This window comes from Nocardia sp. JMUB6875, assembly GCF_041154655.1.
In the GTDB taxonomy this organism is placed as follows: Bacteria; Actinomycetota; Actinomycetes; order Mycobacteriales; family Mycobacteriaceae; genus Nocardia.
Genome location: NZ_BAAFGR010000053.1, coordinates 14991 through 27852, shown reverse-complemented (window position 1 = coordinate 27852; position 12862 = coordinate 14991). Strand labels below are relative to the sequence as shown.

General features: G+C 67.1%; 14 protein-coding genes. 9 read left to right on the top strand and 5 right to left on the bottom strand.

The features are described from left to right. Window positions 1-123 precede the first annotated feature (123 nt). The 5 genes from ACAM49_RS15970 to ACAM49_RS15950 are packed head-to-tail and all read left to right on the top strand — an operon-like array spanning window position 124 to window position 2719. On the top strand, window positions 124-930 hold the full coding sequence (locus ACAM49_RS15970) for a 2-keto-4-pentenoate hydratase (protein WP_369636289.1): 807 nt from the start codon (window positions 124-126) through the stop codon (window positions 928-930). Continuing rightward, window positions 927-1739 (top strand): 2-keto-4-pentenoate hydratase, encoded by an 813-nt coding sequence (locus ACAM49_RS15965; protein WP_369636288.1) that lies wholly within the window; start codon window positions 927-929, stop codon window positions 1737-1739. Before ACAM49_RS15970 ends, ACAM49_RS15965 begins: the two co-directional genes overlap by 4 nt. Continuing rightward, window positions 1736-2362, top strand: a complete 627-nt coding sequence (locus tag ACAM49_RS15960; protein WP_369636287.1) for an aldehyde dehydrogenase family protein — start codon at window positions 1736-1738, stop codon at window positions 2360-2362. Before ACAM49_RS15965 ends, ACAM49_RS15960 begins: the two co-directional genes overlap by 4 nt. Further along, complete coding sequence (locus ACAM49_RS15955; RefSeq protein WP_369636286.1) at window positions 2359-2490, top strand: aldehyde dehydrogenase family protein; 132 nt, start codon at window positions 2359-2361, stop codon at window positions 2488-2490. The genes ACAM49_RS15960 and ACAM49_RS15955 overlap by 4 nt, the downstream gene beginning before the upstream one ends. Before the next feature lie 16 nt (window positions 2491-2506). Beyond that, window positions 2507-2719, top strand: coding sequence for a 2-hydroxymuconate tautomerase (locus ACAM49_RS15950; RefSeq protein WP_369636285.1), 213 nt, complete (start codon window positions 2507-2509; stop codon window positions 2717-2719). Window position 2720: 1 nt separating this feature from the next. Here the strand turns inward: ACAM49_RS15950 and ACAM49_RS15945 are convergent, their stop codons facing one another. Then, the gene (locus tag ACAM49_RS15945; RefSeq protein WP_369636284.1) at window positions 2721-3140 is read right to left on the bottom strand and encodes an NUDIX domain-containing protein; all 420 of its coding nucleotides are present in this window, start codon (window positions 3138-3140) and stop codon (window positions 2721-2723) included. A 264-nt stretch (window positions 3141-3404) separates the two neighbouring features. Here ACAM49_RS15945 and ACAM49_RS15940 point away from each other — a divergent pair, with 264 nt between their 5' ends. The 3 genes from ACAM49_RS15940 to ACAM49_RS15930 all read left to right on the top strand — a co-directional run bounded on the left by ACAM49_RS15940 (window position 3405) and on the right by ACAM49_RS15930 (window position 6698). Next, window positions 3405-4301 (top strand): helix-turn-helix domain-containing protein, encoded by an 897-nt coding sequence (locus ACAM49_RS15940; RefSeq protein WP_369636283.1) that lies wholly within the window; start codon window positions 3405-3407, stop codon window positions 4299-4301. Between the two features lie 21 nt (window positions 4302-4322). After that, the gene (locus ACAM49_RS15935; RefSeq protein ID WP_369636282.1) at window positions 4323-5210 is read left to right on the top strand and encodes an NAD(P)H-binding protein; all 888 of its coding nucleotides are present in this window, start codon (window positions 4323-4325) and stop codon (window positions 5208-5210) included. A 96-nt stretch (window positions 5211-5306) separates the two neighbouring features. Further along, on the top strand, window positions 5307-6698 hold the full coding sequence (locus ACAM49_RS15930) for an ABC1 kinase family protein (protein ID WP_369636281.1): 1392 nt from the start codon (window positions 5307-5309) through the stop codon (window positions 6696-6698). A gap of 51 nt (window positions 6699-6749) precedes the next feature. Here ACAM49_RS15930 and ACAM49_RS15925 read toward each other — a convergent pair whose 3' ends face one another. From ACAM49_RS15925 to ACAM49_RS15910, 4 genes are read right to left on the bottom strand one after another with little or no spacing between them, the layout of a single operon-like run. Continuing rightward, a complete protein-coding gene (locus tag ACAM49_RS15925; protein WP_369636280.1) occupies window positions 6750-8009 on the bottom strand; it encodes a crotonase/enoyl-CoA hydratase family protein in 1260 nt (419 codons plus the stop codon). A gap of 1 nt (window position 8010) precedes the next feature. Beyond that, window positions 8011-8553: an SRPBCC family protein gene (locus ACAM49_RS15920; RefSeq protein ID WP_369636279.1), complete on the bottom strand. Its 543-nt coding sequence runs from the start codon at window positions 8551-8553 to the stop codon at window positions 8011-8013. After that, window positions 8468-10099 carry a flavin-containing monooxygenase gene (locus ACAM49_RS15915; RefSeq protein WP_369636278.1) on the bottom strand — a complete coding sequence of 544 codons (1632 nt, stop codon included), beginning with the start codon at window positions 10097-10099 and terminating at the stop codon, window positions 8468-8470. The genes ACAM49_RS15920 and ACAM49_RS15915 overlap by 86 nt, the downstream gene beginning before the upstream one ends. Before the next feature lie 53 nt (window positions 10100-10152). Further along, on the bottom strand, window positions 10153-10746 hold the full coding sequence (locus ACAM49_RS15910) for a UbiX family flavin prenyltransferase (protein WP_369636277.1): 594 nt from the start codon (window positions 10744-10746) through the stop codon (window positions 10153-10155). Window positions 10747-11113: 367 nt separating this feature from the next. Here ACAM49_RS15910 and ACAM49_RS15905 point away from each other — a divergent pair, with 367 nt between their 5' ends. After that, window positions 11114-12832, top strand: a complete 1719-nt coding sequence (locus tag ACAM49_RS15905) for a thiamine pyrophosphate-dependent enzyme (RefSeq protein WP_369636276.1) — start codon at window positions 11114-11116, stop codon at window positions 12830-12832. Window positions 12833-12862: the final 30 nt, after the last annotated feature.

Genomic DNA, 12862 nt, shown 5'->3' with positions numbered 1-12862 from the left:
GGCAACACGCGGCAAGACGATGAAACGCTCTGGGCGGCTGAAAGAATCGCGGACGTCCTTTTCTGATAAAGCACTGTCCGGCTTTGACGCCTCCCGCGAATTCGGGCCACCTACGATGAATTCGTGAATGCGGCATGGGAGATCCGGCAGCACGTGGTCGAGCTATTGCTCGGCGCGTACCGCGATCACGTACCGATCGATCCCGTCGTGACGCTGGCGGCGGATCTCGATATCGAGGACGCGTACGCCATTCAGCAAGCGCAGGTCGCCACCTGGACGGCGGCGGGCGATACGGTCCGCGGTCACAAGGTCGGGCTGACCTCCGCCGCCATCCAGCGCCAACTCGGCGTCGACCAGCCGGATTTCGGCCACTTGACGGCGAGCATGTTCTACCTCGAGCACCAGCCCATCCCCGTGGATCGCTTCCTGCAGCCGCGGGTCGAGCCGGAGATCGCCTTCGTGCTCGCCCGCCCGCTGCACGGGCCCGGCGTCACCGTGGCCGACGCGGTGCGCGCCGTCGACTTCGTGGTGCCCGCCCTGGAGATCATCGATTCGCGAATCCGGGACTGGGACATCACCATTGTCGACACCATCGCCGACAATGCCTCCTCCGGCGGCCTGGTGCTCGGGCATCGGCCGCGGCGACTGACCGACGTGGACTTGACCCTCGCGGGCGCCGCCCTGCACCGCAATGGGGAGGTGGTGGGCACCGGCGCGGGTGGGGCGATTCTCGGCTCACCGTTGAATTCGCTGGTGTGGCTTGCCAATACGCTGAGCCGATTCGGTGCCTGGCTCGCCGAGGGCGATGTGATCATCCCCGGCGCGATGACCGCCGCGGTGCCCGTCGCCGCCGGTGACACCGTGGTGTGCTCCGTCGCCGGGCTCGGGCGCGTCACCGCGGTGTTCGCCGGCGCGGGGAGTCCGGGATGACGACCGTGACCGCTCCGCTGGGCGCGGCCGCCGACGTGTTGTGGGAGGCGGATCGCACCGTAACCGCCATCGCGCCCGTGACCGCCCGATGGCCGGAACTCGATGCCGATGCCGCCTATCGCATCCAGGACGAGCTGCTGCAACGCCGAATCGCCCTGGGGCAGACGGTGGTCGGCCTCAAGCTCGGCCTGACCTCGCGGGCGAAGCAGCGGCGCATGGGCATCGCGGAACCGATACTGGCGTGGCTGACCGACGCCATGGTGCTGCCGGCCGGGATTCCGGTGCCCCGCGGGCGGTTCATTCAGCCGCGCGCCGAACCGGAACTGGTGCTGCTGACCGAGTACGAGCTGCGCGGCCCGGGCATGACGGCCGCGCGCGCCTGGGCCGCCGTCGGCGCGGTCCTGGGCGGGATCGAGATCATCGACAGCCGCTTCCGCGACTACCGGTTCACCCTGCCGGATGTGATCGCCGACAACGCGTCCTCGGGTGCGTTCGTTCTCGGCTCGGTGGGCCGGACCGCGCGCGACCTGGACTCGACGCTGGAGGCGGTGCTGCTCGAGGTCGACGGCAAGATCGTCGATTCCGCCACCGGCGCAGTGGTTCTCGGACAGCCCGGTGAGGCATTGGCCTGGGCGGTCAATCAGCTCGGTGCGCGCGGGCACCGGCTGCCGGCCGGTTCCATCGTGCTGACCGGCGGCATGACCGACGCGGTGCCGATCGCCGGAACCTCGCGTATCAGCGCGCATTTCAGCAACCTCGGGTCGATAACGATCAGCGAGGCCACAACTCGAACGGAGACACGGTCATGATCGAGTTCGGGCACATCATCAACGGTAAGGAAGTCCCATCCTTGGATGGGGCGACATTCGAATCCATCAACCCATGGACCAGAAAGGCCTGGGCCACCATCGCTCTGGGCTCGAAACCGGACGCGCAGGCGGCCGTCACCGCGGCCCGGGCGGCCTTCGACGACGGCCCATGGCCCCGGCTGACCCCGACCGAGCGCGGGCGGCTCCTGCACCGGCTCGCGGATCTGATCGACCAGAACGCCGACGAACTCGGTGCGGCGGACAGCCGGGATATGGGCAAACCGATCCGGCAGGCACTGGACATGGAAGTGCCGCGGGCCGCCTACAACTTCCGCTTCTTCGCCGACCATGCGCGATTGTCCACGGGCAGCACCTTCCCGCTGGACAGTCGCCATCATGCCTATTCGCTGTACCAACCGGCGGGGGTGGTGGCCGCGATCGCGCCGTGGAATCTGCCCCTCATGCTCGAAACCTGGAAGGTCGCACCGGCTTTGGCGTGGGGCAATACCGTGGTGCTCAAACCCGCCGAAGACACCCCGACCTCGGCGGCCCTGCTCGGTCGCCTGGCCATCGAGGCGGGCCTGCCCGATGGCGTGCTCTGCGCGCCGGCACCGTGTGGGTGAACTGCTATTTCATTCGCGATCTGCGCGCGCCGTTCGGCGGTGTCGGCGACTCCGGCGTCGGTCGCGAGGGCGGCGACTACAGCCGTGAATTCTTCACCGAACCCAAAGCCGTGCTGGCGCAACTCTGATGGACAGGAGCGGGGCATGCCGTTCGTCGAGGTGACATTGGCGCAGGGGAGGACGGCCGAGCAACTGCGGTCGCTGATTCACGAGGTGACCGAGGCGGTGGTGCGCTCGGTCGGTGTGCGGGTCGAATCGGTTCGGGTGGTGATCCGCGAGGTGCCGCGAACCCATTGGGCGGCAGGCGATCACACGCTGGCCGAGCGCGACGGCGCGCGGCCGGAGGGGCCGGCGTGAGCTAGTCCCGGTCACTGCGCCACGGCCACCAGCCGGGCGGATCCTCGGCGGCCGACAGGGCACTCTTGAGCACGGACGGCCGAATGTCGGTGTCGTCGAGCTCCGCCAGCGAAACCCAGTGGAACCCGGCCGCATGGGGTTCACCCATGAGTGCCACGACGAGGAGCACCGTGAGCTCGTGATGCGCCATGCCGTTCGAGGTGTAGCGGTGCTCGACCACGCCGCCGAACCGAACGATGACCGCCCGCACCCCCAGCTGTTCGGTGACCTCCTTCAACAATGCGTTCTCCAGCGGCGCCCCGGGGTCCACCGGCAGCCCGGGCAAGACTGCCGCCGGGCTCATCGGATGGTCGGCCAGCAGAATCTGTCCGCCCCTGAGGATGACGGCCCGGGCGGTGATCTCCGTTGCCAGTGTGTTCATGACCGCGTCCCTTCGCCCGCCGGGCTGACTGCCGTCTCTGCTCGTCCATGGTGTCCGGCGGAGGGGGAGACGGGTCAATTCGCGTCGAGGCCGGCGTCGCGTTTCGACAAGGCTCTGTCCCGCCGTGACGCGGGCGAGCAGCGCTGTCCAATTTTGACGGTCCGCTGTCCAGCGGCGATGTTTCGGCCGCCCGGTGCATCCCATTAGCTTGGTGAACTACTTGTCTGTGATCGGCGATTCTCGGCTTTCCGACGGAGGTGCGCGATGTTCGAGTCTTCTTCCAGTGGAATCGGGTCGGGCCGGACCGGGCCGCGGGTGCACCCGAAGCCGGGGTCCTCCGATGCGGCGGTGCGGATTTGGCGCCTGGCCGAATTTCTGGAGGGGGCTGGTGCGCAGGCGGCGCTCGGACCCAAGCGCCTGGCCTGCGACCTGCTGGTGATCGTCTCCGGTGGCCGTGCCGTTCCCGAAGTCGACTGTGACAGTGCCGATTTGGCCGCCGGTGACGTGCTGTGGGTCCGCGCCGGCCAAGTGCTGCGGTGGGTTTCGATCGATGCGCTCGAGGGGGAGGTCGTCCTCTTCAGCCCCCATCTGGTCGCGCCGGGCACCGGGCGAGTGATCGGAGGATCCACGGGGCAGGTGCTGTGGCATTGCGGCGACGTGACCGCCGCGGAGATCGCCGTCGGCGTGCAGCTGCTCTGGTATCTGGCCGCCGATATCTCGCTGTCGCGGGCGGCGCGCACGACGGCGCTGGCCCATACGCTCTGCGCGCTGCTGGTCACCGTGACGACCGGTTCGGCAGCGGCGCCGCCGCCCGCGGGGTCGCCGAGCCGCCGGACCTATGCGGCATTCCTCACCGAACTCGACGCCCGATTCGAGAGCCTGCACTCGGTCCAGGATTACGCGGGCCTGCTGGGGTATTCGGTGAAGACGCTGGATCGAATAGTGCGGCTGCACTCCGGCCGGACGGCGAAGGCCCTGATCGACGAGCGAATCATCTTGGAAGCCAAGCGCCTGCTCGTGCACAGCGATCTGTCGATATCGAGCATCGGCAGGCGCCTCGGTCATTCCGAGCCCGGCAATTTCTCCCGCTTCTTCACCCGCGCGGTATCGGTGAGCCCCACCGAGTTTCGCAGCGGGCACCGCATCACGGACGCCGCGTAACACCATCGAACGGAGTCGGATATGACCATCGTCATCGCGGGGGCCGCGGGGTATCTGGGTCGCCTCACCATTTCCTCCCTGCTGGAGCGCGGTGTCGAACCGCGATCCATCGTGGCCGCGGTGCGCTCGCCGGCGCGGGCGTCCGACCTGGCCGCGCGGGGTGTCCAGGTCCGCTACGCGGATTACGACCGGCCGGAAACCGTCGACGAGGCGCTGGCCGGTGCGCGGCGGGTGCTCCTGATCTCCGGTACCGCCGTGGGCCGTCGGGTGCCGCAGCACAAGACCGTCATCGATGCGGCGGCGAAGGCCGGTGCCGAGTTGATCACCTATGTCGGCCTGCTGCACGCCACCGATAGCCCATTGGCGATCGCCACGGAACACCGTGAGACCGAGGAGGTGTTGCGGCATTCGCCGGTGCCCTATTCGGTATTGCGCAATGGCTGGTATTGGGAGAATTACCTGCGCAGCGGCTGGAATTGGTGGGATCCGAGCGGCACGCTCGCCGACTTCATGATGGAACGCGGTGTATTGATCGGCGCCGCGGGCGACGGATTGCTCGCGGCGGCCAGCCGTGCCGATTACGCCGCGGCCGCCGCGGCGGTGCTGACCGGCTCCGGCCACGAGAACACCGTGTACAGCCTGGGCGGGGACGAGCGAATCACCCTCTCGGAACTGGCCGCGATCTATGGAGAGGTCTTCGGCAGGGACTTCGTCTACCGCGACCTGACCCGCGCCGACTTCAAGGCGGCGCTGCTCGAAGCCGGTGTCGCCGAGCAGGTGGCCGAGCATCTGGCCGATTCCGACGACGGGATCTCGAAGGGCGCCCTCGATACCGACAGCGGAGATCTGCGACGATTGCTCGGCAGGCCCTCGACGCCGGTGCGCACCGTCCTGGCCCGGGAGCGCTGATGCCGGCGACAAGCAGAGAATCACCTGCGGTGACACATTGTCTCAGACAATGCTATGTTCGGGGTCGAATCGCTGCGTACGAAGTAGGGGCTCACGATGGTGTCGATCTCGAAACCCGGCAGGCGCACCAACGTCTTTCGGCCCGCGGCGGACGGACGGCCGCCGGTGCAGACCGTGGTCCGCAATGCCAAGCTGGTCACCCTGCCGGTGGCCTTCGCCGGGCGGCAGGCCGCCGGATTGGGTAGCAGAGCGCTCGGTCGATCGGCCGACGAGGTGCAGCGCGACATCCAAATCCGCACGGCCCAACACCTTTTCGAGGTACTCGGTGAGCTGAAGGGCGCCGCCGCCAAGCTCGGGCAGCTGATGTCGCTCTACGAGATGGCGCTGCCGCCCGAGTTCGCCGAGCCCTATCGCACGGCGCTGGGCAGACTCCAGGACGCGGCCCCGGCCATGCTGCCGCGCGGCGTGGAGGCGGCCATGGCGGCGAGTATGGGCCCGGACTGGCAGTGGTACTTCCGGCAATTCGACAGCAGGCGCGCCGCCGCGGCCTCCATCGGCCAGGTACATCGGGGGGTGTGGCGAGACGGCACACCCGTCGCGGTCAAGATCATGTATCCGGGTGCGCGCCAAGCGGTGCGCAGCGATCTCGAGCAGTTGCGGCGGCTGTCGGTACTGGCGCGGGTCTTCCTGCGGGGTGCGGAAGTCGAACCCGTACTGGAAGCGCTGTGCGATGCCATCGACGACGAACTCGACTTCGCCGCCGAGGCGGAATACCAGCGGGCCTTCGCCCGGGCGTATGCCGGGAGCGACGACTTCCGCATCCCGGAGGTGATCGAACAGCGGGGCGACGTGCTCATCTCCGAATGGCTGCCCGGCATCCCGGTGACCCGGCTGGTCGACTACGGATCGCCTCGGGAGCGAGACCGGGTGGGCATGCTCATGGTCCGCTTCGTCACCTCCGGTTGGGGCGCGCACGGATTGCTCTACAGCGACGCCCATCTCGGCAACTTCCGGGTGCTGCCGGACGGGCGGCTCGGCGTGGTCGACTTCGGCGCCTGCAGCCCCTTCCCACCACCGGGTTTCGACGAATTGGCGGTCGACCTGTGCGAGGCCATCTTCCACGGCACCCCGGCGATGCTGGAGGCCGCGATCCGGCGGCACGGATTCGTCGAGCACGGCCGCGATTTCGACGTGGACGCCCTCGCCGCGTTGCTGGCCACCGGCAGTGAACCCGTCCGGCACACCAGCTATCGGCTGAGCGCCGGGTGGCTGCGTGAGCTGGTGCTCGAGGTGACGACGCCCCGCTTGTCCAATGTGATGCGCCAACTGACCGCCCCCGCCTACCTGACACCATTCGCCCGGGCCGCCCTGACACTGGTCGCCGGACTGACCCAACTGGAAACCGAAGGGCGGTTCCGCGAGGAGATCCTGCGCTGGGTGCCCGCGCTGGACGGAGTGCTCGATCGAGACGCCGCCGCCGGCTGTTGATTCACCCGCAGGCGCAGCCGAACACGCGGGTGCGCCTGCCGGCGGCAGTCGTCAGCCCCCTGCGCTGACGGCCGCGGATTCGTGGTCGCCGAGCGCGGGGGCACCGGCGAGTTCGTAGCGGTAGTCGGACGGTTCGAACGACTCCGCGTGCCGTCGAGCCGCGAAGACGCTGCCCGGGCGGATGTAGGGCATGTCGCCCTGCGAATTGCGGTAGTAGGTGCTCACTTTCGCGTTCTGAACACCGAAGTAGTAACGCAGCGCCTCACCCTGTTTGTGCACCTTGCGGTGGTAGGCGTCGTGGACCTCCTGGCGGACCTCCATGGTGGCGGCACCGCGCTCCCGGGCGATCGAGATGGCCCGGACCGCATGGGTGGCGCCCAGTTCGACCAGGTCGTGCCAGCCGGTGCCGCTCCACGAGTACGGGCCCACCAGGATCCAGCGGTTGGGGACCCTGGGCACCGCGACCGCCGCATAGGCCTGCATTCCTTCGGCCTTCCAGAATTTCGCCAGGTCGAAGCCGTCCCGCCCGAGAATGGAACCGTCGCGGTAGCTATTGGCTTCACAGAACAGGTCGTGGCCGGTGGCGAGTACCAGGACGTCGAGCAGATGCTCGACCCCGTCGACGGAGGAGCGGCTCGGCGGGGCGGACCAGGTGGCGTCGAAGAGCCGTTTGGCACCCGCTACGGAGTCCGGTGACCTGGCGGCGATCAAATCCGCGAGATCCGCCGCCGCACCGAGCGGATCGCCAGTGATCTGGGTGATCAGCCCGATCTCCTGGGCCCGGAAACCCGAAATGACCTCGGCCGTCATGGTGAGCCGCCGGGCCTGATCGATACCGATCAAACGAGACAGCGTGACCGAGCCGGACATGTCGGGGATCAGACCCCACTTCCCCTCCAGCACAGCGTATTCGCCGTCCGGTGTGCCGATGCGGAAGTCCGCCGCCAGCGCCAGTTGCAGCCCGCCGCCGTAGCAACGCCCGTGGATCGCCGCGATCACCGGCACCGGTAACCTGCGCCACGCCCAGCAGGCTTCCTGGAACACATTGGTCCGGCGCCACGGAGGCGGTACGAAACTTCTGACGATGCCGACGGGATCCTTCGCGGTCCCGGTGATGTCGAGTCCGGAGCAGAAGCTCGGCCCGCGTCCAGACAGGATGACAGCGCGCACCGCCGGGCGGCGGTCGATGGCCTTGGCCGTGCGGACCAGTGCCCGAAGCGTTTCCAGGGTGAGGGCGTTGTGCTTGTCCGGCCGATTCAGCGTCACGTACGCCCGATCACCGGTGAAATCCAGCGCTACATCGCCGGCCATCTCAGGCCGGGCCCGCGGCGCGCATCGGCAATTCCCGTGGCAATGCCAGCAAGCCGAAGCGGAAGATCGGCTTCAGGGCCACCGCCAGCCATTGCGCGGGCAGCCATCCGATGTAGCGGGGCCGCACGGCCAAGGTCCAGTGCAGCCGGGTTCGGGTGCCGCCGTCGAGGGGTTCGAGGCGGTACTCCTCGCACCAGGATCCGAAGAAGGGCAAGGTCGCGTCGGTGGCGGTGTAGACGATCCGGGAGCCCTTGTCCCAGTGGAGAATGCGTTCGTGCTGGGCGTAGACGAGCCAGCGGTGCAGGAACATCTGGAAATCCCGGACCGTGCCGGGACCGATCACCTCGTCCTCCGGATACCGGCAGCCCCACACGGTGGGTAGCCACGACCACATGCGGGGTCCGGAGATGATCGGCCAGATGTCGTCGACGGGCGCGTTGTAGTCGTAGTCGAGATCGCTACGGAAGGGCGCTTTCTCGAAGAAGTCCCGATAGTTTTCGGGATCGATTGCCGCGCCGGCGAATCGGGGCCAATGAATCCGCATCGGTGTCCTTCAAGGTCTCGTAGGTGTAGTCGTCGAGCGGGTAGTTCATGCCTTCACGGCGGCTCTGCAACAGGCTCGCCGGCCGCACATAGGGCGAATCCCCGTGGGAATTCACGAAATACGTGTTGGATCCGGCGCAGTGCACCGAGAAGTAGTAGGCGAGATTGCGGCCGCGCCGCAGCACCTGCCGGTGGAAGCGCTGCTGGGCTTCCAAGCGCACCTCGGTTCTGGTCGCGCCCCGGGTGCGGGCGGTGTCGATGGCGCGGTTGATATTGCGCATCGCGTTCTCGAGGATGTAGTGGAACGCGGTTCCGGTCCAGGAATACGGTCCGACCATCATCCAGCGGTTCGGCAGTCCGGCGATCGCGGTGGAGTGATACGCCTGCAGCCCTTCGGAATTGAAGAACTTGCCCAGGTCGAAGCCGTCGGCGCCGATCACAGTGTCCTCCCGGTAACTCTCCGGATCGGAGAACACCTCATAACCGGTGGCCAGCACCAGCGTGTCGACGGGCCGCTCGGTGCCGTCCGCCGAGACGATCGCGTCCTCGGTGATGCGGGCGATCGGATCGCTCACCAGTTCCACATTGGGGCGGTTGAAGATCGGGAGATAGTCCCCGCCCAGCGTTCCCCGGGTGCAGCCCGGCCCATAGCCCGGCACCAGCTTGGCCCGCACCCGCGGATCACGGACCTTGTACCGCAACCAACCCCGATACAACGTCCGGGCACCGCTGTCGACCGGCCAAGAACCCAGTCGCATCAGCCAATTCGGCATGTAGACCAGCCCGCGCAGCCCGACCTCGACCCCCGCGAGCGCGACGCCGTGCAGGGCAGCCGCCAGCCCGGGAATCCGCAAGCCCAGTTTCATCCACCAGTACATCGGCATATCGGGCTTCGGGAAGTACCACTGGGTCGTCCGCTGATACACATCGAGTTGCGCGGCCAGGGGAGCCAGCGCGGGCGCGATCTGCACGGTGCTCGACCCGACTCCGACAATGGCCACCCGTTTTCCGGTGAAGTCGTAGTCGTGATTCCAGCGCGACGGGATCATGACCTCGCCACCGAACCGCTCCAGCCCCGCGATGGCGGGCGCGTCCTTCGGCCGCAGATAGGCGCCGACGGCACTGATGACGAACCGCGCGGTGATCTGCGTGCCGTCCGAAACATGCAGTCGCCACAGATGATTCGCCTCGTCCCACTCCTCCTTGACGATATCGGTGTTCAACCGCACCTTCTGGTACAGCCCGGCGTGCCGGGCGATGTCCAGGTGGTAGTCCTGAATCTCCTTGCCCTTGGCGAAGATTCGCGACCAATCATGCTTGCGGGCGAAGGAGAACTGATACGCGACCGCGGGCAGATCCGCGCCGACGCCGGGATAGGTGTTGAACAGCCAGGTGCCACCCATCTCGGGCGCCCGGTCGATGATCACGATATCGGTGACCCCGATGTCCTTCAGCTTGACTCCCGCGCAGATCCCACCCGCTCCGGCCCCGATGATGGCCACCTCGTACTCCGGCGGCTCATGCCGCACTCCGGCCCTGGCCGCCATCACTGCCCTCCAACTGTCTGAGACACATCCTCATTCAGCCATTCCCGAGGGGATCAGTCAAGACCGGTGGCGTTCTCCCTCGTATCCGGGCGGCCGGTCCACCGCTTGGCGCGCGGGTGGCGCAGACCGAACTGGTCGAGAACCCGCGCGACGGTGTGATCGAGGATGTCGTCGATGGTCTGCGGTGCGTTGTAGAAGGCGGGCATGGGTGGAACTATCCGCACCCCCATTCGGGAGAGGGCGAGCATATTGTCGAGATGGATTTCGCTCAGCGGTGATTCCCGCGGGACGAGTACGAGCGGCCGGCGTTCCTTCAGGGTCACATCGGCCGCCCGTCCGAGGAGGCCCTCGGCAAACCCGGTGCGAATGCCCGCGAGTGTCTTCATGCTGCACGGGACGATGACCATTCCGTCGGTCTGGAAGGAGCCCGAACCGATGGCCGCCGCCTGGTCGCCGGGGTGATAGACGACATCGGCCAGTGCGGCCAATTCCCCTGTGGTGAGGCCGGATTCGAGTCCGATGGTGGTGCGCGCCCAGCGTGATATCACCAGGTGTGTCTCGATCCCGGTCATATCGTGCAGAGCTCGCAACAGGGCGACGCCCAAGGGTGCGCCGGTCGCGCCGGACATTCCCACGATGAGCTTCATGGCTGTCTCCGCTCGACGCTACTCATTCGTATACGAACAATGGTAGGGCCGGGGTGATTCCTCGTGACGTCAAAATTGGACAGTGGACCGTCGAGGCTGGACATATGCGCCGCCATGTCTATCGCGCGGTGATTCGGGGTGGATATTCTTGCTTTCAGGTTGAAACATCGACTGGAGGAGTTAGCGATGGCCCCAGAGTGGCAGTGGCTGGAACCCCTTGCGCCAGTCATCATCCCGGTTGCTCTGCTCTTCGCGTGGTTCATGATTCTTGCCCATCCGGGGTAAATCTATCCGAGACCCATCGGCGGGCCCGGTTCGTTATTTGAACCGGGCCCGTTGAATGTCAGCGATCGGAGGCGTAATGGCCATGAATGTGGCTGACGCGATGTGGAAGATGCTGGCGGAAGCGGGTGTCGAGCGTTGTTATGGCATTGTGGGCGACGCTTTGAATCCGACCATCGACGCGTTGCGGCGCAATGGAAGCATCGAATTCATTCACATGAGGCACGAGGAGGCGGGTGTATTCGCCGCGGTAGCCGAGGCGAGTTTGACCGGTAATCCGGTATGTGTCTGTGGCACAGCGGGTCCCGGTGTGATGCACCTGCTCAACGGGTTGATGGATGCGCAGCGCGAGGGCGTGCCGGTGATCGCGATCGCGGCGGACGTCATCACCGGCATGCTGGATACGCGGGCGCTGGAGGAGGTCAATCCCTACCTCGGGTTCGCGGTGGCGTCGCACTACACGGGCCGGATCGTGGATCCCGCGCAGACCAGGGCCGTGGTCCAGACCGCCATTCGGACCGCCGTGAGTGAGCGCGGTCCGGTGGTCATCGCACTACCCGGCAATATCGCCGTGGCGGCAGCGCCCGGCGGTGCGTATCAGGCGGTGCGGCATCGGCCGCCGATACTGCGACCCGCCGACGCGGATCTGCGCGAGCTGGCCGATCTGATCGACTCTGCCGACACTGTAACGATTTTCGGCGGCGACGGCTGCCGTGACGCACACGATGAGGTCGTCGCATTGGCGGCCCGGCTGCGGGCGCCGGTGGGGTATGCCTACTGCGGCAAACAATGGCTGGAATGGGAGAATCCCTACGCGGTCGGGATGAGTGGACTGCTCGGCTGGGGCGGCGCGTACCAGGCCATGCGGGACTGCGATCTATGCCTGCTGCTCGGGACCAGTTTTCCGTTCCAGGACTTCTACCCGGAAAAACCCAAGAAGGTGCAGATCGACGCCAAAGCGTCTTTCGTCGGCCGCCGCACCCATCTCGATATGGGCCTGGTCGGCGATATCGGGGACACCGTGCGCGCGCTGCTGCCGCTGGTCGCGGAGAAGGACGATGAACGGCATCTGGATCGCGCGGTCCGCGGTACGCGGAAATGGCGGAAGCGGATGGACCACTACGTCACGCGGGGACCGGCGGTCACGCCGATCCGCCCGGAGTTCCTGGTGTCCACGATTGACGAATTGGCCGACCAGGACGCGATTTTCACCATCGACACCGGGACCCCGTGCATCTGGGCGGCCCGCTATGTCACCGCCACCCGGGGCCGCAGCCTGCTGGGTTCGCTGTCGTGGGCGTCGATGGCCAATGCGATGCCGAATGCGATCGGGGCGGCGCTTTCCCAGCCCGGCAGGCAGGTGATCGCGCTGTGCGGCGACGGCGGGCTCACCATGCTGCTGGGCGACTTGCTCACCATCGCGGCACGCGGACTGCCGATCAAACTGGTCGTATTCAACAATGCCGAACTGGGTTTCGTGCATCTGGAAATGGAGGAGGCGGGGTTGCTGCCCTTCGGCACCGACCTGCCGACCCTCGATTTCGCCCGCGTCGCCGAGGCCATGGGGATCACCGGCCTGCGGCTCGATGACCCGAAGCAGGTGCGGACATCGGTCGCCCGGCTGCTGGACTCGCCGGGACCCGCACTCCTCGATGTGGTCGTGGATCCGCACGCCTTGAGCCTGCCGCCGCACCTCAGCTTCGGTGTGGCCGAGGGGTTCGCGCTGAGCCTGGCCAAGCAGGCGGTCAACGGCAGTCTCGACGACGTGATCGACAGCGCGGTGGGCAACGTGCGGCTGCTCTGACAGCCGCACGTATGTCCCACCGAGACAAGT

Excerpts from the sequence above, each read along its gene's own strand:
- ACAM49_RS15915 (WP_369636278.1), bottom strand. The coding sequence starts at position 10,099 with ATGGCGGCCAGGGCCGGAGTGCGGCATGAGCCGCCGGAGTACGAGGTG.
- ACAM49_RS15950 (WP_369636285.1), top strand. The coding sequence starts at position 2,507 with ATGCCGTTCGTCGAGGTGACATTGGCGCAGGGGAGGACGGCCGAGCAA.
- ACAM49_RS15945 (WP_369636284.1), bottom strand. The coding sequence starts at position 3,140 with ATGAACACACTGGCAACGGAGATCACCGCCCGGGCCGTCATCCTCAGG.
- ACAM49_RS15930 (WP_369636281.1), top strand. The coding sequence starts at position 5,307 with ATGGTGTCGATCTCGAAACCCGGCAGGCGCACCAACGTCTTTCGGCCC.
- ACAM49_RS15920 (WP_369636279.1), bottom strand. The coding sequence starts at position 8,553 with ATGCGGATTCATTGGCCCCGATTCGCCGGCGCGGCAATCGATCCCGAA.
- ACAM49_RS15905 (WP_369636276.1), top strand. The coding sequence starts at position 11,114 with ATGAATGTGGCTGACGCGATGTGGAAGATGCTGGCGGAAGCGGGTGTC.
- ACAM49_RS15935 (WP_369636282.1), top strand. The coding sequence starts at position 4,323 with ATGACCATCGTCATCGCGGGGGCCGCGGGGTATCTGGGTCGCCTCACC.
- ACAM49_RS15910 (WP_369636277.1), bottom strand. The coding sequence starts at position 10,746 with ATGAAGCTCATCGTGGGAATGTCCGGCGCGACCGGCGCACCCTTGGGC.
- ACAM49_RS15960 (WP_369636287.1), top strand. The coding sequence starts at position 1,736 with ATGATCGAGTTCGGGCACATCATCAACGGTAAGGAAGTCCCATCCTTG.
- ACAM49_RS15925 (WP_369636280.1), bottom strand. The coding sequence starts at position 8,009 with ATGGCCGGCGATGTAGCGCTGGATTTCACCGGTGATCGGGCGTACGTG.
- ACAM49_RS15940 (WP_369636283.1), top strand. The coding sequence starts at position 3,405 with ATGTTCGAGTCTTCTTCCAGTGGAATCGGGTCGGGCCGGACCGGGCCG.
- ACAM49_RS15965 (WP_369636288.1), top strand. The coding sequence starts at position 927 with ATGACGACCGTGACCGCTCCGCTGGGCGCGGCCGCCGACGTGTTGTGG.